This is a genomic window from Iamia sp., from assembly GCF_035575815.1.
In the GTDB taxonomy this organism is placed as follows: domain Bacteria; phylum Actinomycetota; class Acidimicrobiia; order Acidimicrobiales; family Iamiaceae; genus Iamia.
The window spans coordinates 1-21,791 of sequence record NZ_DATLXO010000075.1 but is presented as its reverse complement, the minus strand read 5'-3'; the positions used below and the strand labels follow the sequence as shown (position 1 = coordinate 21,791).

Sequence of the window (21,791 nt, the reverse complement as noted above, 5' to 3'; positions counted from 1 at the left end):
GTCGTTCCAGGCCGTCAAGCACCACCTCGCCGACGCTGCCCTGCGCCTGCGCTTCGCCGCCCCTGCGGTGTACGGCGCAGCGTGGTCGGTCGCCACCGACCAGCCCACCGCGGCGCGCGACGTGTCGATGGCCAAGGCCCTCGCCTCCGACGGCGCACGCGGGGCCGGACGGGCCGCCCTCCAGTGCCACGGTGCCATCGGCTACACCGTCGAACACGACCTGCACCTCTACCAGAAGCGCGCCGAGGCCCTGGCCCGCTCCTGGGGCGACGCCGCGTGGCACCGGCAACGGGTCGCCCGCGCCCTCGGGATCTGACGCGGGGTCGTGCGCTCGTGGCCCGCCAGCCACGGCAGCCGCCGGCCGCCTCGACTCGGTCACCTGACCACCAGCCCATCGTCTCTCCAACGGCGGAGTGCGCCTTCAGCACGCAGTGGCTCGGCGGAGGGCCTCGCACAGGCGGGCCATGCATTCGGGCGACAGCGTGGTGATCCGCTCCGCGCACAGCGCCGGGCGCAGCCGAGCCACGTTGTCGGCCGCGAGCACGCAGGGGCGAGGCATCCCGTCGGAGCTATCCAGGGCCACCTCGGTGGGGATCCCTCGGATGGTCGTGGTGGCCGGCACGGCCAGGACCCGGTTGAGCACCGGAACCGCCTCGTCACGGGTGATGATGCAGTAGGGGCGACGGGTGCTCGCCGGCTCCTCGTACCACCACACCTCGCCGCGGGCTACCACGAGGTGTGCGACCGGCGCTCCTCGGCGTCGAGCTGGCGGCCCAGCTCGACGGTGGCGAGATCGGTCTGGGCATCGAGGTCACCCCACTCGTCGGGCGTGCCGGGCGGGATGCGCCGGTAGCCCTCGGCGATCTGCTCGCCGATCCGGGCGTCGAGATCGTCGGCCAGCACCTCGCTGACCGCGTCCCGGATCAACGACGACCGGGAGACGCCCCGCCGTCGGGCCAGGTCGTCGAGGGCGCGCACCAGCTCATCGCTGAGCTGGACCATCGTCTGGGTCCGGGCCATGGGCCTATGATAGCCCTGTGGTCGGCCGGTCGGTGTTCCGCAGCTGACCTGACGCAGCGTCAGGTTAGGGTGGGGGGCCCAGCCGACCAGGAGCAACCGTGTCCGAGGCCTACATCGTCGACGCTGTCCGCACCCCCGTCGGGAGGCGCAACGGCGGGCTGAGCCAGGTTCACCCGGCGGATCTCGGGGCGCTGTCGATCCGGGCGCTGCTCGATCGCACCGGAATCGACCCCGGCGCGGTCGACGACGTGATCTTCGGCAACGTGGACTCTGTCGGCGGCCAGGCCGGCGACATCGCCCGCACCTGCTGGCTGGTGGCCGGGGGCCCCGAGCACGTGCCCGGCACGACGGTCGACCGCCAATGCGGGTCGGCCCAGCAGGCGGTGCACTTCGCCGCTCAGGCCGTGATGGCCGGCGTCAACGACCTGGTCGTGGCGGGCGGCGTGCAGCAGATGTCGCAGATCCCGATCAGCTCGGCCATGACCCTCGCGACCGACCTCGGCTTCCCCGACCCGTTCTCAACCTCGCCCGGGTGGGTCGAGCGCTACGGGTCCGGCGAGGTCAGCCAGTTCCGAGGGGCGGAGCTGATCGCCGAGCGGTGGGACATCAGCCGCGACGACATGGAGGAGTTCGCGGTCGAATCCCACATCCGGGCCCTGAAGGCCACCGCCGACGGGCGCTTCGACGCGGAGATCGTGACCGTCGATGGCCTGGCCCACGACGAGGGGCCCCGGGAGCCGAACTGGGAGAAGATCCGGAGCCTCCCGACGCTCGTTCCGGGCGGGCGGGTCACCGCCGCGGTGGCGAGCCAGATCAGCGATGCGTCGGCGGCCCTGCTCATCGCCAGCGAGCAGGCGGTGGCCGATCACGGCCTCACCCCCCGGGCCCGCATCCACCACATGAGCGTGCGGGGCGACGACCCGATCTTCATGCTCACCGCGCCGATCCCCGCCACCCGGCACGCGCTGGAGAAGACGGGGCTCGCCATGGCCGACATCGACGCGGTGGAGATCAACGAGGCCTTCGCCTCGGTGGTGCTGGCGTGGGCCCAGGAGCTCGAGCCCGACATGGCGACGGTGAACCCCAACGGCGGGGCCATCGCCCTCGGCCACCCCCTCGGCGCCACCGGTGCCCGCCTGATGACCACCCTGCTCAACCACCTCGAGCAGACCGGTGGTCGCTACGGGCTCCAGACCATGTGCGAGGGCGGGGGCCAGTCCAACGTCACGATCATCGAACGCCTCTGACACCTTGCGGATGCATCGACGCGGCGACCGGTCGGGTCGGTCTACGCTCTCGGCCCATGGCGCGTGAACCGGCCGATCCGGTGAAGCCTCCTGTGCGGACCACGCTCCCGCCGAGCCGGTGAGCTATCCGCCCCCAGGTCCTCCGCCGGGCTACGGCCCGGCGCCCTACGGCGCTCCGCCCGGCTACGGCGGCTACGGCTACGGGCCCGTGCAGCAGGAGCACCCGCAGGGCACGACGATCATGGTCCTCGGGATCCTGGGCATCGTCCTGTGCCAGCTCACCGCCCCCGTGGCGTGGGTGATGGGCAACAGGGTCCTGGCCGAGATCGACGCCGACCCACAGCGCTACTCCAACCGCAGCAACGTCCAGGTCGGTCGCATCTGCGGCATCGTCGGCTCCATTCTGCTGGGGGTGTCGGTCGCCTTCGTCGTCATCTACCTGGTGTTCATCGTTGCTGTCGTGGCGGGCTCGTCGACCTGAGCCGCGCGGCGGCGCAGCTCAGCGGCGGGGGCGCAACAGGACCTCCTGGGTCACGGTGGCCACGTGGGTGCCCGACGCGGTGAAGACCTCCCCGACGGCCAGGCCCCGTGACGACATGAGGCCGTGGCAGCGCATGGTGTGGAGGTGCCACTCATCGGCGCGCTGGGGCCGATGGAACCAGATGGCGTGGTCGAGGCTGAAGCCGGCCAGGTCGTCCCAGTCCGAGCTGTGGCGGGGATCGAGGGCGTGGGCCGCGTCGGTGGCCAGGTCGTCGGAGATGTAGGCGAGGGCGGCGGCGTGGATCGCGGGGTCGGCGTCGGCGCCGAGGGGAGCGGCGCGCATCCACGCCGCCACCTCGCCGGGGACCTCGTCGCGGCCCAGGGTCCGTCGGTCGTAGAACGAGCTCCAGGAGCTGCCCTCGATGGCGTCGGGGCCCGACACCTCGGGGAGCAATGCTGTCTGCACCTCGGGGGCGTCCTCGTCGACCTGGAACGAGGCCGACAGCGACAGGATCGCCCCGACGGCCTGGCGGGCTTCGACGGTCCGGGTGCAGAACGAGCGCCCGTTGCGGGTGCGGGCCACCTCGTAGCGCACCGGCTCGGCCTGATCGCCCCGCCGGATGAAGTACGCGTGCAGCGAGTGCACCCGGTATCCGGGCTCCACCGTCGCCGCCGCCGCCCCCAGGGCCTGGGCCACGATCTGACCCCCGTAGAGGCCGCCCCAGGGATAGGTCGGACCGGTGCCCACGAACGTGTCGGGCCCGTGAGGTTCGAGCGCCATCATCGCGGTGAACGAGTCGGTCGCATCGATGGCAGCCATGGTCCACCGACGCTACCGAGGCGGCCCCGTCGACCGAAGCCGAGCCGTCCGTCCCTCGTCCCGCCCCTGCTCCGCCGCCCCAACCGGCCTACCCGGCCCAACCGGCCCAACCGGCCCAACCGGCCGACGTCCGAACTGGTAGCGAAATCGGGGGCCGGGACACCCGGATCCGCTCCCAGTTCGGGTGGTCCTGGCGAACTGGTAACGAAATCGGGGGCGGGGGCACCCAGATCCGCGACCAGTTCGGGCGGCTCGGCGAACTGGTCGGGAGATCGGGGGCGGGGACACCCGGATCCGCTACCAGTTCCGAGGGGCCTCAGCCGAGAGGCGTGTCCAGGCAGGCGAGGCGGTCGCCGGCGGTGCCCGCCTCGCCCTCCTCAGTGGCGGTCTCCATGGCCTCGTGCACGATGATCGAGGCCGGGGCGCCACCCTCGTCGAAGGTGAACGGAACCTCGGCGGTGGCGGTGCCGGAGCCCTCGGCGTCGGTCATGACGTCGAGCCACACCTCGTTCTCGGGGTTGGCGTAGGCCGGGTCGACCGACGGCTCGTCGGGGGTCGCAGCCGGGTCCACCTCGTCCTGGTAGTGGGGCCCGGCGTCGTCGCCGGTCGGGCCGCACGGGTCGACGTGGGCGTGCACGGCGTACCCCCGGTCAGGCTCGAGCCCGGTCACGTCGAGCTCGAAGGTGGTGCCGTCGTCCTCCCCGGCGATCGTGACCGAGAGCTCGGCCCCGTCGGGCGCGCCCTCCGCGTAGGCGAAGGCGCCGTCGGCTTCCTCAGGCGCCGCCAGTGTGCCGCTGAACGTCTCACCGTCGTTGGCCTCGTCCCCCGACCCGGCGTCGTCGTCGCCTGCCGTCGCCTCGGCATCGGGGACGGCCTCGTCGCCCTCATCGTCGGAGCACGCCGCCCCGGTGAGCAGGAGCCCGGCGGCCGCCAGGGCGGCAACGCCACGGCGGGTCCGGCGGCGGGCGGACGGAGAGTTGTCGGAGCGATCATGAGAAGAGGTCATGGGAGAGGTCCTTCCCAGGATCGGGTTGCCCACGCATACCTCGGCGGGACAGCGGCGGGGGCGCTGACGTACTGGGTAGCGAGATCGGGAGCGGGCACCCGGATCCGCTACCAGTTCGGGGGGCGCTGGCGCACACCCCGGGGCGGTCAGCGGCGGGGGCGGAAGAGGTAGTGGCTGACACCGAAGTCCTCGCCACCATTGTGACCCCAGAGGGCGGCGCACCCGGCGAAGAACGCCCACCAGCGGCGCACCTGGACCTTCCCGACGAGGCGGTCGAGCTCGCTGCGGTGCTCCTCGAGGTTGGCGAGCCAGGCCGACGCGGTGCGGTGGTAGTGCTCGCCGCCGAGGAACCAGTGGTCCAGAACGGCCAGGTCGTCCTGCAGGTGCAGGAACAGGTCGTCGCTCGGCATCAGGCCGCCGGAGAAGAAGTGGCGCGCCATCCAGTCCCGGCTGTTGTCCGCGTCGTACCGGAAGCACACGTCGCGCCCGCTGAACACGTGGGTGAAGAACAGCCCGTCGTCGGCCAACCAGCGTGAGATGCGCTCGAAGAGGGCGCCATGGTTGCGCACGTGCTCAAGCATCTCGACCGAGACGACCCGGTCGAAGGGCGCGCCCTCACCGTGATCGGCAGGATCGAAGGCGGAGACGTCTGCGGTGATGACCGCGATGTTGTCGAGGCCGCGATCCGCGGCCTGCTTCTCGATGTGCTCGCGCTGGGTGCGGGAGTTCGACAGGGCGACGATCTGCGCGCCCGGATAGCGGGCCGCGGCCCACAGCGTGAAGGAACCCCACCCGCAGCCCAGCTCGAGGATGCGCTGGCCGTCGGCCAGGCGGGCCCGCTCGCCGTAGAGCTCGAGCATGGCGGCCTCCGCCCCGGCCAGGTCATCGACGCCCGACGGGTAGTAGCACGAGGAGTACTTGAGGTGCGGCCCGAGGGTGGCCTCGAAGAACCGGGTCGGCACCTCGTAGTGCTGCTCGTTGGCCTCGGTGGTGTGGGTGGCGACCTCGCCGGCGCGCAGGTCGGCGACCAGGGCACGGAAGCGGTCACTGCGCTCGTCGGGGGTGCCGGCGCGCTCGGTCCGGAGCCGCTTCGCGACCCGGGCCCGGCAGGCGGCGTGGAGCACCGGCGTCGGGACCAGCCCGACGTCGAGTGCCGTGAACGACAGCGTGCTGAGGGCGTCGGCGATGGTTCGCCGGTCGCGCCCGTGCCGCTCGCTCACGAGCCGTCACCGCCCGGCTTCACGGCCAGGGTCTGCACGACCGACACGTAGTCCTCGGCGTAGGCGCCCTCGCAGTAGCAGAGGTAGAACTCCCACAGTCGCTGCAGGGCGTCGTCGTAGCCCCGGGCGGCGGCGTCGTCGGATCGGGCCGCCAGTCGCTCGTTCCAGATGGCGAGGGTACGGGCGTAGTCCTGGGTGAAGTGGTCGACCTGCGTGACCCGCATGTCGGTGTGGCGGGCGAAGCTGCGCTCGATGACCTCCACCGACGGGAGGCACGAGCCCGGGAAGACGTAGCGCTTCACGAAGTCGCTCGAGGTCTTGGCCCGCTCGTAGCGGTCGTCGGGCACCGTGATCGCCTGCAGGGCCATCTTCCCGCCCGGGCGCAGCAGCCGGCTGCACGTCGAGAAGTAGGCGTGGTGGTCGCGCCAGTCGACGGCCTCGATCATCTCCACCGACACCAGCCCGTCGAAGGTGCCGTCGCCCTCGCGAGCCAGCAGCTCGCGGTAGTCGAGCAGGGACACGTCGACCAGGTGGGACAGGCCGAGGTCAGCCATGCGCTTGGCGGCGAGGGCGTGCTGCTCGCGGGAGATCGTGCAGGTGGTCACCCGCAGCCCGCGCCCCGCGGCCCGCTCGGCCAAGCCGCCCCAGCCGGTGCCGATCTCCACCAGGCGGTCGCCAGGGGAGAGGTCGAGCAGGTCGAGCAGGCGGTCGAACTTGGCCTGCTGGGCCGAGGCCAGGTCGTCGACGCCGTCCCACAGCCCGCAGCTGTAGGCCATGGTCTCGGGGTCGAGGAACAGCTCGAAGAAGTCGTTGCCCAGGTCGTAGTGGGCCTCGATGTCGCGCCGGTCGCGCTCGAGGCTCTCGGGCCGCAGCTTGCGGGCCCGATCCGCGATCGGGCCGGTGACGGCATCCCAGCGGGTGCGGATGCGATCCAGCGGCTCGAGGTTGCGGATCGCCAGGCGCACCAGACCGGTGAGGTCGTCGGTGTCCCACCACCCGTCGATGTAGCTGCCACCCAGGCCGGAGCTGGCCCGGGTCGTGACCTCCCGCCACACCGCCGGGGTGCGGAGGCGGATCGTGACGTCGAGGTCCGTGGGCTCGCCGTAGGCGTGCACCGACCCGTCGGACTCGATCACCGTCAGGCGCCCACCCTTTAGGCGGCGGAGCAACGGGCGCAGCACAGCGCGGGCGGCCCGGTCGGCCGGGGTGGCCACGCGTCGCACCGGGCGGGTGCCGGTGGGGCGGATCGCCCCGGCGGTGTCGGTCGCGGTGGTGGGGCGAGAGACGGTCGCGGTCATTCAGGGCTACGGTGGGGGTGGTGGCGGAAGGGGGCTCCCTTGCGCCAGAGGTGCAGGGCGTTGCGATAGATCCCGGCCGACACCCGGTGCGAGGGCAGCAGGTGGCGGCGCAGGGTGTCGGACATCGACGTTCGGTCCAAGCGGCGGCGCCGGAGGTCGAGCCGGGCCGAGAAGACGAGCTCGTCGCTCTCGTCGCGGCGCCGGTCGTCCATCCGAACGGTGAGGTGATCGGCGCCGGGCGGCGAGAAGCGGATGAGGTGGTCGAGGTCGAGGTCCATGAACGGCGAGACGTGCAGCTCCTTGGCGAACCGCACTCCCTCCGCCTCAGCGGCGGCCGGTGGCGGAGCGGGCAGCACGTAGGCGTGACGCTCGTGCCACGGCGTGTTGGTCACCTCGGCCATGAGCGTCTCGACGCCCGTGTCGTCGGGGTCGAAGCAGAAGTACAGGCTGATCGGGTTGAAGCTCCAGCCCCAGTGGCGGAGGTGGGTCAGCACCCGGATCGGCCCGGGGGAGGGGGCGCCGGTCGTCGCCGTGACGGTGCGGCGGACAGCCGTTCCCAGCGCCACGTCGCGATCGCCGTGCATGTCGCGGCGGCGGTAGCGCACCGGCGCCGGGCGTCGGGTCGACCAGAGCGGGTGGGCGTCGAACGCGTGGTCGAGCTCGTCGAGGTCGAGGTAGGCCATGACGATCGGCTGGCCGAAGCCGTGGCCGACGTCGATGTGGCGGCGGTGGCCGAGCGTGCCCTCGTAGAGCGCGCTGTGCCCGGCCGGCGCAGTCGCGTCGCCGTCTCGGACCGGCGTGGGGGCCGGGAGGGTGCTCACCACCTCGTGCTCCCGGGGTCGATCCGCTCGCACACCTGCTCGGCGGCACGGGCCCCGTCCTCGTGGAAGCCGTAGCTGGCCCACGCACCGGCCCACCACACCCCGCCGCGCCCCTGCATGCGGGGGAGGCGACGCTGGGCGGCGATGGCCGGGCCGTCGAGCACGGGGTGGGCGTAGTCGTAGCGCCCGAGGATCGTGTCGGGGTCGATCTCGTCGTCGCGGTTGAGGGTGACGCAGACCGGGGTCTCGACCGGCAGGCGCTGGAGCCGGTTCATCAGGTAGGTGACGGCCACCGCCCTCCGGGGCTCGGCCGGCAGGTGCACGTTCCACGACGACCAGACCGCGTCGTGGCGGGGCAGCATCCGCCGGTCGGTGTGGAGCACAGCGGGGTTGGGCTGGGTGGGGACGGCGCCGAGGACCTCGTGCTCGGCGGCGCCGGCGTCGACCATCACCCTCAGCGCGATCGGAGCGGGGACGGCGAGGACGACGGCGTCGAAGCTCTCCGGCTCGCCGTCGGCGACGCGGATCTCGATGCCGCCCTCGGGTCGGCGGCACACCTCGGTGACGGGGGCCTTGAGCCGCACATCCTTCGCGAAGCTCGCGCTGATGGCGGTCACGTAGGACCGTGACCCGCCGGCCACGGTGCGCCACTGGGGGCGTTCGCCGAGGCTCAGCATCCCGTGGTTGCGGAGGAAGCGGCAGATGGTCGCGGCGGGGAAGTCGAGGACAGTGGTCGGATCGGCCGACCACACCGCGGCGGTCAGGGGGACGACGTAGCCCTGGCCGAAGGAGACCGGCAGGCGGTGGCGGTCGAGGAAGGTGCGGAGCGTCTCGTCGCCGTCGGCTTCGCCTCGGTCGACCGCCTCGAGCAGCTTGGTGCCGGCCCGGTGCCAGCGGGGGATGTGGGAGAGGAGGGCGGCGTGGGCGACGTGCTGGTGGGGGTGGAGGCGACCGGCGGAGGCCGACCGGGCCCGGAGGCGTCCGGGAGCGGTGCCCCACTCGACCCCGGTGCGCTGGTCACTGACCGAGAGGCTCATCTCGCTCGGGTCGGTGGCCACGTCGAGGCGGTCGAGCAGGGCGGTGAAGCGGGGGTAGGTGCGCTCGTTGCACACGATGAAGCCGGTGTCGACACCGAACGTGCGTCCCTCGACCTCGACATCCACGGTGTGGGCGTGGCCGCCGAGGCGGTCGGCGGCTTCGAAGAGCCGGATCTGGTGGTGGCGGTGGAGGTGGTGAGCGGCGACGAGACCGGTCACCCCCCCTCCCACGATGGCGATGCGCACGATCGGTGTTCGGCCCTCCCCGCCCTGTGGATTGCCCAACGGTGCTGGCCCCGTCCCCTGGCCACCCCGGTCATCCACATCCGCTCGCGACGGAGCCCGGTGGCGCGACCTGGCGGCTCAACCACCAGATCGCGCCACACCTCTCCGGTCGGTCAGGCGAGGTGAGAGCCCACCAGGTGGGAGAGGGCCACCGCCGCGGAGGTCGCCACGTTGAGCGAGTCGACGCCGGGGGCCATGGCGATGCGCACCGGCTCGATGCCGGCGACGGTGAGCGTCCCGGCGGTCAGACCCGGGCCCTCGGCGCCCACGATGACGACGAGACGTTCGCCCGGCGCGACGGGGGCCACGGCGGGCAGCGCGGTGGACGCGCCCGGGGTGAGGGCGACGACCCGCCACCCTTCGGCGACCAGGGTGGTCAGCAGCCCGGGCCAGGCCGCGGCCCGAGCGTGGGGCACGCCGAGCACGTGGCCCATCGACACCCGGACGCTGCGGCGGTAGAGCGGGTCGGCGCAGGTGGGGTCGAGCACCACGGCGTCGACCCCGAAGGCCGCCGCGTTGCGGAACAGCCCGCCGAGGTTCTCGTGGTCGTTGACGCCCTCGACGGCGACCACGGTGGTCGCTCCGGCCAGCACGACATCGGTGGCGACCGGCGGGGGACGATCGACGGCGGCCACCACCCCCCGGTGCAGGTCGAACCCGGCCGTGGCGCGGAGCACTGCGGCCGGCGCGGTGTACACCGCGGCCCCGAGGGCGGAGAGGGCCCGAATGGCCGGGGCCATGCGCTCGAGGCGGCGCTCACCGACCAGCAGCGACCGGGTCCGCGATCCGTAGGGCGAGGCGGCCAGCGCCTCCACCGCCAGCGGGCTCTCGACGATGAACACGCCCCGCTCAGCCTCGAAGCGCTTGCGCAGCTCAGGGTCGGTCAGGGTCCGGTAGTCGTCGAGGCGGGGGTCGTCAGAGTCGTCGATGCGGACAGCGGGCACCGGCTCAGGATGTCAGAGCCGCAGCCGCACCCCGAAACGGGTCGGGCACCCCGAAACTGCGTACCTGAGTCGCGCCCGGCGCGACTCAGGTACGCAGTTTGGTTCAGCCGGCGTGGGTTCAGTCCGGGAGGTAGGGGGCGTAGCCGTCGAGGGTGCGCAGGATCGTGTCGCGGTCGGCCGAGGGCAGGCGCAGCACGCACTCGTCGACGCCGAGCGCGGTGTAGTGGGCCAGCTTCCCGGGGTCGGCCCGGGTGCCGAAGGTGAGGACCTTCAGCGCCGCCGGGTCGCGCCCGGCCTCGGCCATCGCGGCCCGGAACCGGGGCACCGCCTCGGTGAGCCCGGCCCCTCCGATGGGGATCCAGCCGTCGCCCCACCGCTGCACGTGGCCGAACACCGTCGGGCTGGCCATGCCGCCCAGGTGGACGGGCACGCCGGTTCGGCTCACCTCGCCGCCCGCCCCGTCGGGCCGAGTGACGGACTGCACCGGCTTGGGCCACGCCCACGACGGGTTGAGGGTGACGTGCTCGCCTGAGTACCGGGCGACCTCATCGGCCCACAGCGCCTGCATGGCCTGGACGCGCTCGGCGACCACGGCGCGCCGCTCGCCCATGGCCACGCCGTGGTTCTCGAGCTCATCGGCGTTCCAGCCGAAGCCGACGCCGAGCTCCAGGCGCCCACCCGAGAGGTGATCGAGGGTGGCGACCTCCTTGGCGGTGATGATCGGGTCGCGCTGGGCGGGCAGGAGTATGCCGGTGCCGAGCCGCAGTCGGGTCGTCGTCGCCGCCGCCCATGCCAGCACCACGAAGGGGTCGAGCGTGCGCTTGTACATCTCGGGCAGCTCGTCCTCGCCGGTCGGCGGCGGGGTGCGGCGGCTGACCGGGATGTGGGTGTGCTCGGGGATCCACAACGACGCCACGCCCCGCGCCTCGAGCTCGGGCGCCAGCTCCCCCGGGGCCCAGCTCCGGTCGGTCGCGAACAGGGTGACGCCGATGTCCACGGATCGCGACCCTACCCCTCCCGCCGGTAACCTGACGGGCCGTCAGATCCTGTCCGAGAGGGAGTCGCCGCGTGTCCGAAGGCATCTGTGAGGGTCGTGTCGTCATCGTGACCGGGGCCGGACGGGGGCTCGGCCGGGGCCACGCCCTCGAGCTGGCCCGCCAGGGGGCCAGTGTCGTGGTCAACGACTACGGCCGCGAGCTCGACGGCACCCCGAGTGTTGACAACCCGGCGCACGAGGTCGTGGCCGAGGTCGAGGCGCTGGGGTCCGTCGCGGTGGCCAACGGCGACGACGTGGCCGACTGGGATGGGGCTGGCCGCCTGGTGGCCCAGGCCCTCGACGCCTTCGGCCGGCTCGACGCGGTCGTCAACAACGCCGGGGTCGTGCGGGACCGCATGTTCGCCAACGCCACCGAGGACGAGTGGGACGCGGTGATCCGCGTGCACATGAAGGGCCACTTCGCCCCGGCCCGCCACGCCGCCGCTCACTGGCGCGACCGCTCCAAGGCGGGCGACGCCGTCGACGCCCGCATCGTGAACACGACCTCCGGCGCTGGGCTCATGGGCAGCGTGGGCCAGGCCGCCTACTCGGCGGCCAAGGCCGGCATCGCCGGACTCACCCTTGTCCAGGCGGCCGAGCTGGGTCGCTACGGCGTCACCGCCAACGCCCTCGCCCCGTCGGCCCGCACCCGGATGACCGAGGGGCCCTTCGCGGCGATGATGGCGCCGCCCGAGGACCCCGACGCCTTCGACGCCATGGACCCGGCGAACGTCTCACCGCTCGTCGCCTGGCTCTGCTCGACGGCCAGCGCCGGGGTCACCGGGCGGGTGTTCGAGGCCGAGGGCGCCAAGATCAGCGTGGCCGACGGCTGGCAGCACGGCGCGGTCATCGACAACGGGGCGCGTTGGCACCCTGCGGACCTGGGCGTCGCGGTCCGCGCGCTCCTGGCCGAGGCGCCGGCACCGGCCCCCGTCTACGGGGCCTGAGCCAGGCTTCGGGTGGTTCAGGCAAGTCAGCTGAGGCGCTCGAAGATCATGGCCATGCCCTGACCACCGCCGACGCACATGGTCTCGAGGCCGAAGGTCCCATCGGTGTCCTGGAGGCCGTGGATCAGCGTGGTGGCGATGCGGGCCCCCGTCATGCCGAAGGGGTGGCCGACGGCGATGGCCCCGCCGTTGACGTTCAGCTTGTCCCAGCTGATGCCGAGGTGCTTGGCCGACGGGATCACCTGGGCCGCGAAGGCCTCGTTGATCTCCACCAGGTCGATGTCGTCGATGGTCATGCCGGCGCGGGCGAGGGCCTGGCGGCTGGCCTCGATGGGGCCGACACCCATGATCTCGGGGTTGACGCCGGTGACGCCGGAGGCCACGACGCGGGCCAGCGGGGTGAGGCCCAGCTCGGCGGCGCGGGTGTCGCTCATGACCACGACGGCGGCGGCGCCGTCGTTCAGCGGGCAGGCGTTGCCGGCGGTCACCTTCCCGTCGGGCCGGAACACCGGCTTCAGACCGGCGAGGCCCTCGGCGGTGGTGCCGGCGCGGATGCCGTCGTCGCGTCCGACGGTGACCTCGTTGCCCTCGTCGTCGGTGGTGACGACCGGGGTGATCTCGTGCTCCCAGAAGCCGTTCTCCAGCGAGGCGGTGGACCGCTGCTGGGAGAGGGCGGCGTACTCATCCATCTCCTCGCGGGAGACCCCCTCGTACTCGGCCACGTTCTCGGCCGTCTCGCCCATGGCGATGTACACGTCGGGCAGGCCCTCGGGGGCTTTCCAGTCGCCCTGGTCGCCGGCGGCCCGGGCCGCGGTGCGCGCCTCGGCATCGGCGTAGCGGGGGTTCTTGGCCCCGCCGACGTCGGCCATGCCGTTCAGGAAGCGGCTGACGGTCTCGACGCCGGCGGCCACGAAGACGTCGCCCTCGCCGGCCTTGATGGCGTGGGTGGCCATGCGGATGGCCTGCAGCGACGACGAGCAGTAGCGGTTGATGGTGACGCCGGGGACGTCGGGCATACCGGCACCGATGGCGACGATGCGGGCCAGGTTGAAGCCGGACTCGCCGGCGGGCTGGCCGCAGCCGACGATGAGGTCCTCGACGCTCTGACGATCGAGCTCGGGGACCTGGTTCAGGGCGGTGTCGACGATGAAGGCGGTGAGGTCGTCGGGACGCTCGTTCTTGAGCGAGCCCTTCATGGCCCGACCGATCGGGGTGCGGGCAGTGCTGACGATGACGGCTTCGGGCACGAGGGCCTCCTCACGGCGGGGACGAGACCGGTCTAGCCGGTCGCCCGCAGGGGGCGGAAACGCCCGGCCGCGCCAAACGCCCGGCCGCGCCACCGGCCGGCCGTGGCGGTCGGCCGAGCTGAGCAGAAGAGGCCGCGTCGGTGCTCGTCGCGGTGGGCGGGGCCCGCCGGCCCCGGAAGGGCGCGGGCGGCGGGGTGAGGACGAGGGGGAGGGTCGATCCCGCCGACGTCGTGCACCGGGCCGGGCCCCAAGGGGGGATGGTCAGGCGCGCGCCAGACGGGCGGCGACGTCGGACCACAGGGCGCGCACGCTCGGTGCGGCGGCGTGGCGGGAGAGAACCCGGGTCCGCAGGTCCCCACCCAGGGCCCGGCGGGCGTGAGGCGCGGCGAGCAGCGCCTCCACCCGCTCGGCCAGTCCGTCGCCGTCGAAGAGCTCAGCCACGCTGATGTCGTGGTCGCCGTCGGGGATCGCCTCGGTCAGCCCGCCGCTGCGGAACCCCACAACGGCCACCCCCCGCGCCCCGGCCTCGAGGACGACGAGCGGGAACGGATCCTGACGGGACGTGAGGGCCAGCAGGTCGAACCCGGCGAGCCACGGGCCGGCGTCGTCGACCTCGCCGACGAAGTGGACCCGGGAGTCGAGGCCCCGCAGCGCCACGTCCGCCGCCGCCCGCCGGTCGTCGCCGGGACGGTCGGGTCCACCGACCCACACGAGGTGGACGGGCCGTCCGTCGATCCGGCGGGGGAGGCGGCGGGCCAGGTCGAGGAAGAGGTCCGTGCCCTTGCGCCACCCGATCGCCCCGCACCCGCCCACGACGAGGGCGTCGTCGGGCACCAGCAGAGGTCGGCAAGGGGTGACCGGCGTCAGGCCGTGGGGGGCGAGCCCTGGGACCCACGCATGGTGCACGGCCACCCGGTCGGTCGGCAGGCCGAGGTCGTCGACCAGGTGGGTGGCGACGGCGCGGGAGACGGCGACGATCACCGCGGCCCGGTCCAGGAGCTGGCGAGCGCCCCCGCCGTCGAGCGACCGCCGCACACCGATGGACATCTCGTGCACGTGGGCGACGAGCGGGGCCCGGCGGGCGGGCCGGGGGAGGGCGGTGGCCATGCGCACCGCCGCCGCCCCGTTGGCCCACACCAGGTCGGGGGGGCCGGGATCGGAGCGGACTGGCCGGCGGGCCAGGCCGACTCCCACCGCTGCCCGGTCGCCCAGCGGGCGGGCCCTAGGACCGAGGCGGGCTGCGGCCCGGCTCGCCAGATCCGAGGCCGGTCCGAGCACCCGGACCGACGCCACCCGGCCCAGCTCGTCCTCGACCGGCCCGCCCCGGCCGAGCACCACGCGGGTCCGCTCGGGGTCGATGGCGCCGTCGACCCCGAGCTCGTCGAGCAGCGAGGCGAGGATGCGCGGCGCTCCGGTCCGCGATGCGTCGCGGGCGACGGCGAGCAGGGCTCGGGGGCGGATCACGGCGGGATCCCGTTCGCGAGGGTGGCGGCGGCCTCGATGTCGGCCCACAGGGCCGGGGCCACCAGCGGCGTCGTGGCGCCGGTCGCGGCGCGCGCCTGGTCACCGGCGAGCAACCGGCCCCGATCCGGCGCCGTCAGCAGCTCGGCGACTTGGGTGGCGAGGACCTCGACGTCCAGGTGGTCGACGCGGAGCGAGTCCTGGCCCGCTTCGGCCAGCAGGGTGGTGCCGGGGCGGAAGCCGACCACGGGAGTCCCCGCCAGGGCGGCCTCGACGGCGACGAGGGGGTACGGGTCCTCTCGCGACGTCACGGTGAGGATGTCGGCCGCGGCGAGGCGCAACGGGGCGTCGTCGACCTCGCCGGTCAGGTGCACCCGCCCGGTGAGGCCGCGCAGCCCGATCTCGTCGCGCACGTCGGCGGCGGTGCCGTCGCCGCTGTCGCCGCCGATCCAGGCCCAGCGGACCTCTCGCCCGGCGACCTCGGGCCCGACGGCATGGGCCAACGCCACGAACAGGTCGGTGCCCTTGCGCCACCCGATCGTGCCGCAGCCGACGACGAGGGCGGCACCGGTGTGGTCGGGGCGGGGGTGACGAGCCGGCGGGCGCACGGGTTCGGGGTGGCGGCGCACCCGGCGGACGGGCAGTCCGAGGCCACCGGCGCCGACCCGTCGGGAGACCAGGTCGGCCACTGCATCGGACGGCACCACGGTCAGGGCCGCGGACGCGGCGAGAGCGGCCAGGTGCGCGGACCCGCCGAGGGCGTCGAGCACCCCATCGAGCTCATGGAGGTGAGCGACCACGGGCGGCGCCGGCCGAGGTAGGTAGGGCAGGGCCCGGAGCGAGGCGGCCGAGCTGGCGATCACCACGTCGACACCGGCGGCCGGGGCGAGGGCCCGGCGCAGCCAGGCCCGCTCCGTCGGGCCGCTCCAGCGCGGGTGGCCCAGGACCGACGCCGCCTGACGGGTGTTGAGGAGCGCGGGGGGAAAGGCTCGCACGGTCCCGATCTCGGCGAAGGCGTCGGCGAGGGGGCCGCCGGCGAGCAGCACCGTGGTGACCTCCACTCCCCGCTCTCGGTGGGCCCACCGCAACAGCTCGAGGAGGGTGGCGGGGGCGCCGGTGCGCGAGGCGTCGTGGCCGATCGCCAGCAACCGCCTGATCATGAGCGTCGATCTCGCGTCGGGGGTCGTGGGCGGGGAGCCGGGCGGCGCACCGGGGTATCGTCGCGTCAATGTGGGCGTCGGGGCGATCGCGGGACGGCCGGTGACCGGCGGGTCCCGTCGGGCGCTCGTCACGGGCGGCTCGGGTCGACTCGGACAGGCCGTCGTGCCCGAGCTCGAGCGGCGGGGGTGGATGGTGGCCGCCCCCGGGCGCGGTGCCCTCGACATCACCGACGCCGACGCGGTGCGCGCCGCCGTCCTCGACCTGCGCCCCGAGGCCGTCGTCAACCTGGCGGCGTGGACCGACCTCGAGCGGTGCGAGATCGACGAGGACGCGGCCCACGCCGTCAACGCCGAGGCGGTGCACCACCTCGCCCGCGCCGCCGCCATGGTCGGGGCGCGGCTGTGCCAGGTCTCGACCGACTACGTCTTCGACGGGGAGAAGGGGACGCCCTACCTCGAGGACGACGCCGTCGGACCGCTCTCAGCCTACGGGCGCAGCAAGTGGGCGGGAGAGGTGGCCGCCGGTCCAGAGGCTCTCGTGATCCGGACGGCCTGGCTGGCCGCACCGACCGGGCCGAGCTTCGTGGCCGCGGTGCTCGCGGCCCTCGACCAGCACGACCGGGTGTTCCACCACGACGACGAGCAGACGGCCAGCCCGACGAGCATCGTCGACCTGGCCCCTGTCCTGGGTGGCCTCGTCGGCGACGGCGCCACCGGCGTCGTCCACGTCACCAACGCGGGGTCGGCGACCCGCCACGAGGTCGTTCGCCACCTGCTGGCCGTCGCCGGGTGCGACCCGGCCCGGGCGGCGGCCCTGCCTGCGACCCCCGATGGCCTCCGGGCTGGGGTCCGGAGGCCGCGATCGTCGGTGCTCGACGGGGCCCGGCTGCGCGCCGAGGGCCGACCGGCGCTGCGCTCCTGGCAGGAGGCGTTGGCCGAGCTGGTGATCGACAGCCGTCGGGTAGGTCGGTGAACGGGTCGGTCGGTGACCGGGCGGCTCAGGCGCGCCCGCGGGGGAGCCCGAGGCCCCGCTCGGCGATGATCCCGCGCAGCACCTCCGAGGTACCGCCGTAGATCGTGGTGACCTGGCAGTGGCGGTAGGTCGCCTCGATCCGGCCGTCAGCCGCCGCCCCCGGCTCGCCGTGGCGGCGCAGGCCCTCGGCCCCGAGCATGTCGATCATGTCCTCGGCCGCCCGCTGGTAGTGCTCGGTCGTGTAGAGCTTGGCCATCGTGCCCTCGACGCCGGGGAGGCCGCCGGTCGAGGCGAGCCACGCCGCCTTCCACCCGAGCAGGTTGGCCACCTCGTTGCCGACCGCCGCGTGCGCCAGGCGCTCACGCACCGACGGGTCGTCGATCCGGCCCGTGTCGCGGGCCCACGTGAGCCCGTGGTCGAGCAGGCGGACGGCCTCGCCGTACCAGGCTGAGTTCCGCTCGAACACGAGCGCCGTCATCATGACCTTCCACCCTCCGTCGACCTCGCCGACGCGGTAGCGGTCCGGCACGTGCACGTCGTCGTACCAGGTGATGTTGGTGCGTTCGCCGCCCATGGTGTGCACCGGCGTGACGCTGATGCCGGCTGAGTCCATCGGCACCACGAACATCGTCAGGCCCCTGTGCTTGGCGACCCCGGTGTCGGTCCGGGTGAGGAGGAACACGTACTGGCTCTCGTGGGCCAGCGTGGTGAACATCTTCTGGCCGTTGACGACCCACCCGCCTGCGGGGCCCCCGTCGAGGTCGTCGTGCCAGACGGCCTTGGTGGCGCAAGCGGCGACGTCGCTGCCGGCGTCGGGCTCGCTGTAGCCCAGGCAGATCATGACCGCACCGGAGAGGACCTTCGGGATGATCTCGCCCTTCTGCCAGTCGGTGCCCTCGTGGAGCAGCGTGTGGGCGACGAGGGTGGCCACGCCGAGGCCGTCGACCGGTGCCCCCGACAGGTACATCTCCTCGGTCAGGGCGTTCATCTCGAGCGACGAACGACCCTGGCCGCCCCACTCGGTCGGCCACCCGGCGGAGATCCAGCCCTCGGCGGCCATGGCCCGGTGCAGACCGCGGTCGTGGATCGTGCCGGTGGTGTGGGCGTCCTCGATCACCTCGTCGGTGACGTGGCGGCTGAGGAAGTCGCGGGCCTCGGCCCGGAAGGACTCGACCGCGTCGGGCAGGCGGAACTCGAGGCCCTCGAGCCGGGGGCGCGCCGGTCGGCGCCCGGGGTCGATGGGGCCGAGGACCGCCGAGTCGGCCTTCGCCATCGGGGCCCCGACGGGGCCGAAGCAGCGGTCTGCGACGTGCAGCAGGTCGAGCCGCGGGTCGCCGGCGAGCAGCTGGGTGGCCTTGGCCCGGCGGAAGTAGAGCTGGACGTCGTACTCCTCCATGAACCCGTAGCCCCCGTGGACGTGGAGCGACGCCGAGGCGGTGCGCCGGGCGACATCTGCGGCCAGGGCGAACGCCATGGCCGGCAGGACCTCGGCCTCGGGCTCGTCGCCGTCGAGGGCCCAGAGCGCCTTGCGGGCCAGGAGGCGGGCGCCCTCGGTCTCCGTCGCCAGGTCGGCCAGGCGGTGCTGGAGCGACTGGAACGAGCCGATGGGCACGCCGAACTGGTGGCGCTCGGTGGCGTACGCGGTGCCCAGCTCGAGCGCACGCGCGGCCAGGCCCACGAGCCACGACGCGGTGAGGGCGCGCCACTCGTCGGCCAGGCGGGCGTGACCGGCTGCGGCCTCGGTGCCGGTCGCCACCACGGCCAGGTTGCCCTCGACGTCGAGGTCGACGTCGGCCGCGGCCAGTGAGCTCAGGGTCGTGGGTCGGGCGGCGACGGTGGGGTCGGGTGCAACGAGCACGAGGCGATCGCCGTGGAGGACCAACACGCCGCGGGCGACGGCGGCGAAGGCCACGAGCGACACCCGGCCGTTCGCCGCCGGACGGGGTGAGGTGGTGAGCACCGCGCCCTCGGCCACCGCGGCGGCAGCCTCCGCCCGGCCGTAGCGGGCGAGCGCCCTCCCGGTGACGGCCACCTCGACGACGGGGGCGCTGGCCAGGGCGGCCCCGCACTCCTCGACGGCGACACCCAGGTCGGCGAGCGTCGACCCGCCCCCCCCGGCCTCCTCGGGCAGGGTCATGGCCGGGACGCCCATGGCCACCAGCGCGCTCCAGAGGGTGGGGTCGAACCCCGTGGCCTCCGCGGCGCGCACCTCCTCGGAGCCTGAGAGCTTGGCCAGCAGGCGGGCAACCCCGTCGCGGATCATCTCCTGCTCGTCGGTCAGCGTGAGGTCCACGCCCCCGATGCTAGAACGCGTTCTAGTTCGACGCCCACCCGGGCCCGCACACGGGCGCGACCCAGCGGCTCGGGTCCCTGCCTCTCAGCCCGTCGCCACCTCGGTCGGGACGGGCCAGGGGTTGGGGGCGCAGTCGCCGATGGAGATCGTCTGCTGCATCATCACCGGAGCCGGCGTGCCCGGCGCCGGGCACTCCACGTGCCCGTGGCCCAGGGTGTGGCCGAGCTCGTGGGTGACGACGTAGCGCCGGTAGTCGGCCAGGGTCAGACCCGTGGGGGCGGCACCGGTGAGCCAGCGGTCGAGGTTGATGATGGCGCGGCCGACCACCGCGCACGACTGCTCGCCTGCGGTGTCGAGCGGGAAGCACAGCCGGTCGGTCGTCGCCGGCGTGGCCAGCGTCACCACCAGCTCGGCCTCCCCCGCCACCCGCTGCAGCGAGATGCCATCGGCGGTGGTCCAGCCCCGGGGGTCCGACAAGATCTCCTCCACCCGGTCGCCGAAGCGCCCGGCGTCGATGCCTGAGCCGTCCTCGACCTCGACCCGGTAGGTCCGCACGGTCCCCTCGCCGACCACGGGACCGGTGGCGGGGGCGGGGGCGGGGACGAACCGCCCGGTCGGTGTGGTCGTGGTCGTCGGGGCTGCGGTGGTCGGTGGCGCAGTGGTCGTCGATGGCGCGGACGGCGCCGGGTCGGTCGTGGCCCCGGCGGGGGTGGGTCGGGACGTGGCGCGCCCCTCGGGGCTCGGGTCGGACGAGACGACCGCCGTCCACGCCAGACCCAACCCTGCGAGGAGCAGCACACCGAGGGCGAGCACGCGGCGGTGGGTGAGCTGGGCGCGGGTCGGTCGGCGCATCGCGCACCAGCGTGCCACGATGACGGCCATGGAGACGATCGGCCGCCGTTCACTCATCGTCGGAGCCGCCGCCGCGGTCGCCGCCCTCCGCCTGAAGGGGGCGGCCATGCCGCTGCCCGTGCCGGGCCGCCAAGCCCGGCTGGTCGACGACCCCTTCACCCTGGGCCTCGCCACCGGCGACCCGACGTCGTCGGGCTTCGTGGCCTGGACCCGCCTCGCCCCTGATCCGACCGCCGGTGGCGGCATGGCGCCGGACCCCGTGGCCGTCTCCTACGAGGTGGCCTCCGACGCCGGCTTCGCCCAGGTGGTGCGCACCGGTGAGGTCACCGCCATCGGCGATCTGGCTCACACCGTGCACCTCGACGTCGGTGGCCTGGACCCCGCCTCGGAGTGGTGGGTGCGGTTCACCGCCGAGGGCTTCGACAGCCCCGTCGCCCGAGCCCGCACGCTGCCCGACGGAGGGACGCCGCCGCTGCGGTTCGGGTTCGTGTCCTGCCAGCGGTACCCGAACGGCTACTACACCGCCCTGCGGGGCCTGGCCGAGGAGGACTGCGACCTGTGGCTCCACCTCGGTGACTACATCTATGAGACGCCTGGCACCGGTCCGGTGCGCTCCCACGGCGATTCCGAGGCCGTCACCCTGAACGACTACCGGAACCGCTACGGCACCTACAAGTCCGACCTCGACCTCCAGGCCGCGCACCACTCCGCCCCCGTGGTGCCGGTGTGGGACGACCATGAGGTCGACAACGACTACGCCGATGAGGTCGGTGAGAACGACCAGACCCCGGCGGAGATCCGGGCTCGACGCACGGCCGGGTACCGGGCGTGGTTCGAGCACCAGCCGGTGCGGCTGACGGCGCCGACCGGGCCCGATCTCCAGATCTACCGGCGGTTCGCGTGGGGCGACCTGGCCACCTTCCACATGCTCGACGATCGCCAGTACCGCGACCCACCGCCGTGCGGGGGCGAGCTGGCCGAGTGCCCCGAACGCCTCTCCGGCGATCGCAGCATGCTCGGCACCGAGCAGCGCAGCTGGCTCGCAGACGGCCTGGCGGGGTCGGGCGCGGTGTGGGATGTCGTGGGCCAGCAGGTCGTGTTCGTCCCGCTGCCCTTCGGGCCCCTCTACAACAACGCCCAGTGGGACGGGTACCCCCAGGAGCGAGAGCTCGTGTGGGACCTGCTCAAGACCCGGCCCAACCCGGTGATCGTCACCGGCGACATCCACGCCGCCGGGGTGGCCCGCCTCCACGAGGACCTCGATGACGTCGACACGCCCCGGATCGGCACCGAGCTGGTCGGCACGTCGGTGTCGTCGACCTTCAACCCGGCGCTCGTCGACGCCGCCGAGGCCCTGATCTCATCGCTGCCCTACATCGAGTACGTCAACGCTGGCCAGCGGGGCTACACCATCGTCGACCTCACCGCCGAGCACATGCGAGCCGAGTACAAGGTGGTCGACCAGGTGACCTCGCCAGGCGGCACGATCTCCTCCGCCTACGTCCTCGAGCTCGACGCCCGGGCGGCGACCGAGGTCCCGATCGGTGATCCCGGCACGCCTCCCGGCGATCCGGGCACGCCGCCCGGCGGACCCGGCGGACCCGGCACGCCCGGCGGACCCGGCGGACCCGGCACGCCCGGCGG

Annotated in this window: 21 protein-coding genes; 6 read left to right on the top strand and 15 right to left on the bottom strand. The window is 73.7% G+C overall.

Going from position 1 to position 21,791, the window contains the following annotated elements; translation table 11 throughout:
* On the top strand, window positions 1-316 hold a 316-nt coding region (locus VNL12_RS07880), incomplete at its 5' end, for an acyl-CoA dehydrogenase family protein (protein WP_325593272.1).
* A 105-nt stretch (window positions 317-421) separates the two neighbouring features.
* On the opposite strand, the gene VNL12_RS07875 is transcribed toward VNL12_RS07880, so the two are convergent.
* Both VNL12_RS07875 and VNL12_RS07870 read right to left on the bottom strand, forming a co-directional pair.
* Entirely contained in the window at window positions 422-715 is a 294-nt protein-coding gene (locus tag VNL12_RS07875) for a type II toxin-antitoxin system PemK/MazF family toxin (RefSeq protein ID WP_325593270.1), read from the bottom strand.
* 11 nt (window positions 716-726) lie between these two features.
* Entirely contained in the window at window positions 727-1,020 is a 294-nt protein-coding gene (locus VNL12_RS07870) for a CopG family transcriptional regulator (protein WP_325593268.1), read from the bottom strand.
* Between the two features lie 98 nt (window positions 1,021-1,118).
* Here VNL12_RS07870 and VNL12_RS07865 point away from each other — a divergent pair, with 98 nt between their 5' ends.
* Together VNL12_RS07865 and VNL12_RS07860 are read left to right on the top strand one after the other, a co-directional pair.
* Window positions 1,119-2,267 carry an acetyl-CoA C-acetyltransferase gene (locus tag VNL12_RS07865; RefSeq protein WP_325593266.1) on the top strand — a complete coding sequence of 383 codons (1,149 nt, stop codon included), beginning with the start codon at window positions 1,119-1,121 and terminating at the stop codon, window positions 2,265-2,267.
* A gap of 118 nt (window positions 2,268-2,385) precedes the next feature.
* Entirely contained in the window at window positions 2,386-2,748 is a 363-nt protein-coding gene (locus VNL12_RS07860) for a DUF4190 domain-containing protein (RefSeq protein WP_325593264.1), read from the top strand.
* Window positions 2,749-2,766: 18 nt separating this feature from the next.
* On the opposite strand, the gene VNL12_RS07855 is transcribed toward VNL12_RS07860, so the two are convergent.
* From VNL12_RS07855 to VNL12_RS07820, 8 genes are all read right to left on the bottom strand, one after another.
* Window positions 2,767-3,567 carry an acyl-CoA thioesterase gene (locus VNL12_RS07855; protein WP_325593261.1) on the bottom strand — a complete coding sequence of 267 codons (801 nt, stop codon included), beginning with the start codon at window positions 3,565-3,567 and terminating at the stop codon, window positions 2,767-2,769.
* 316 nt (window positions 3,568-3,883) lie between these two features.
* Complete coding sequence (locus tag VNL12_RS07850; RefSeq protein ID WP_325593259.1) at window positions 3,884-4,573, bottom strand: hypothetical protein; 690 nt, start codon at window positions 4,571-4,573, stop codon at window positions 3,884-3,886.
* A 146-nt stretch (window positions 4,574-4,719) separates the two neighbouring features.
* Complete coding sequence (locus VNL12_RS07845) at window positions 4,720-5,793, bottom strand: cyclopropane-fatty-acyl-phospholipid synthase family protein (RefSeq protein ID WP_325593257.1); 1,074 nt, start codon at window positions 5,791-5,793, stop codon at window positions 4,720-4,722.
* Window positions 5,790-7,091, bottom strand: coding sequence for a cyclopropane-fatty-acyl-phospholipid synthase family protein (locus VNL12_RS07840; protein ID WP_325593256.1), 1,302 nt, complete (start codon window positions 7,089-7,091; stop codon window positions 5,790-5,792). Before VNL12_RS07840 ends, VNL12_RS07845 begins: the two co-directional genes overlap by 4 nt.
* The gene (locus tag VNL12_RS07835) at window positions 7,088-7,912 is read right to left on the bottom strand and encodes a DUF1365 domain-containing protein (protein WP_325593254.1); all 825 of its coding nucleotides are present in this window, start codon (window positions 7,910-7,912) and stop codon (window positions 7,088-7,090) included. The genes VNL12_RS07840 and VNL12_RS07835 overlap by 4 nt, the downstream gene beginning before the upstream one ends.
* Window positions 7,909-9,180, bottom strand: a complete 1,272-nt coding sequence (locus VNL12_RS07830; RefSeq protein WP_325593274.1) for an NAD(P)/FAD-dependent oxidoreductase — start codon at window positions 9,178-9,180, stop codon at window positions 7,909-7,911. The genes VNL12_RS07835 and VNL12_RS07830 overlap by 4 nt, the downstream gene beginning before the upstream one ends.
* A 167-nt stretch (window positions 9,181-9,347) precedes the next feature.
* A complete protein-coding gene (locus VNL12_RS07825; RefSeq protein WP_325593252.1) occupies window positions 9,348-10,178 on the bottom strand; it encodes an RNA methyltransferase in 831 nt (276 codons plus the stop codon).
* Window positions 10,179-10,296: 118 nt separating this feature from the next.
* Entirely contained in the window at window positions 10,297-11,175 is an 879-nt protein-coding gene (locus VNL12_RS07820) for an LLM class F420-dependent oxidoreductase (RefSeq protein ID WP_325593250.1), read from the bottom strand.
* Between the two features lie 71 nt (window positions 11,176-11,246).
* On the opposite strand from VNL12_RS07820, the gene VNL12_RS07815 reads away from it, so the two are divergent.
* Window positions 11,247-12,161, top strand: a complete 915-nt coding sequence (locus tag VNL12_RS07815) for an SDR family oxidoreductase (protein ID WP_325593248.1) — start codon at window positions 11,247-11,249, stop codon at window positions 12,159-12,161.
* Window positions 12,162-12,187: 26 nt separating this feature from the next.
* Here VNL12_RS07815 and VNL12_RS07810 read toward each other — a convergent pair whose 3' ends face one another.
* The 3 genes from VNL12_RS07810 to VNL12_RS07800 all read right to left on the bottom strand — a co-directional run bounded on the left by VNL12_RS07810 (window position 12,188) and on the right by VNL12_RS07800 (window position 16,029).
* Window positions 12,188-13,408 (bottom strand): acetyl-CoA C-acetyltransferase, encoded by a 1,221-nt coding sequence (locus VNL12_RS07810; RefSeq protein WP_325593246.1) that lies wholly within the window; start codon window positions 13,406-13,408, stop codon window positions 12,188-12,190.
* 261 nt (window positions 13,409-13,669) lie between these two features.
* Window positions 13,670-14,872, bottom strand: coding sequence for a glycosyltransferase family 4 protein (locus VNL12_RS07805; protein WP_325593244.1), 1,203 nt, complete (start codon window positions 14,870-14,872; stop codon window positions 13,670-13,672).
* Window positions 14,869-16,029, bottom strand: a complete 1,161-nt coding sequence (locus tag VNL12_RS07800; protein WP_325593241.1) for a glycosyltransferase family 4 protein — start codon at window positions 16,027-16,029, stop codon at window positions 14,869-14,871. Before VNL12_RS07800 ends, VNL12_RS07805 begins: the two co-directional genes overlap by 4 nt.
* Here VNL12_RS07800 and VNL12_RS07795 point away from each other — a divergent pair.
* Window positions 16,028-17,002 (top strand): NAD(P)-dependent oxidoreductase, encoded by a 975-nt coding sequence (locus VNL12_RS07795; RefSeq protein WP_325593239.1) that lies wholly within the window; start codon window positions 16,028-16,030, stop codon window positions 17,000-17,002. The two genes, VNL12_RS07800 and VNL12_RS07795, sit on opposite strands and share 2 nt — an antisense overlap.
* 25 nt (window positions 17,003-17,027) lie before the next feature.
* On the opposite strand, the gene VNL12_RS07790 is transcribed toward VNL12_RS07795, so the two are convergent.
* Both VNL12_RS07790 and VNL12_RS07785 read right to left on the bottom strand, forming a co-directional pair.
* Window positions 17,028-19,295 carry an acyl-CoA dehydrogenase gene (locus VNL12_RS07790; protein WP_325593236.1) on the bottom strand — a complete coding sequence of 756 codons (2,268 nt, stop codon included), beginning with the start codon at window positions 19,293-19,295 and terminating at the stop codon, window positions 17,028-17,030.
* A gap of 84 nt (window positions 19,296-19,379) precedes the next feature.
* Window positions 19,380-20,147: a DUF3152 domain-containing protein gene (locus VNL12_RS07785; RefSeq protein ID WP_325593233.1), complete on the bottom strand. Its 768-nt coding sequence runs from the start codon at window positions 20,145-20,147 to the stop codon at window positions 19,380-19,382.
* Window positions 20,148-20,175: 28 nt separating this feature from the next.
* On the opposite strand from VNL12_RS07785, the gene VNL12_RS07780 reads away from it, so the two are divergent.
* A partial coding sequence (locus VNL12_RS07780; RefSeq protein WP_325593231.1) for an alkaline phosphatase D family protein occupies window positions 20,176-21,791 on the top strand: 1,616 nt, incomplete at its 3' end.

What these genes read in the sequence shown, in the direction of transcription:
- VNL12_RS07870 (WP_325593268.1), bottom strand. Translation starts at nt 1,020, where the DNA reads ATGGCCCGGACCCAGACGATGGTCCAGCTCAGCGATGAGCTGGTGCGC.
- VNL12_RS07855 (WP_325593261.1), bottom strand. Translation starts at nt 3,567, where the DNA reads ATGGCTGCCATCGATGCGACCGACTCGTTCACCGCGATGATGGCGCTC.
- VNL12_RS07850 (WP_325593259.1), bottom strand. Translation starts at nt 4,573, where the DNA reads ATGACCTCTTCTCATGATCGCTCCGACAACTCTCCGTCCGCCCGCCGC.
- VNL12_RS07840 (WP_325593256.1), bottom strand. Translation starts at nt 7,091, where the DNA reads ATGACCGCGACCGTCTCTCGCCCCACCACCGCGACCGACACCGCCGGG.
- VNL12_RS07795 (WP_325593239.1), top strand. Translation starts at nt 16,028, where the DNA reads ATGAGCGTCGATCTCGCGTCGGGGGTCGTGGGCGGGGAGCCGGGCGGC.
- VNL12_RS07800 (WP_325593241.1), bottom strand. Translation starts at nt 16,029, where the DNA reads ATGATCAGGCGGTTGCTGGCGATCGGCCACGACGCCTCGCGCACCGGC.
- VNL12_RS07785 (WP_325593233.1), bottom strand. Translation starts at nt 20,147, where the DNA reads ATGCGCCGACCGACCCGCGCCCAGCTCACCCACCGCCGCGTGCTCGCC.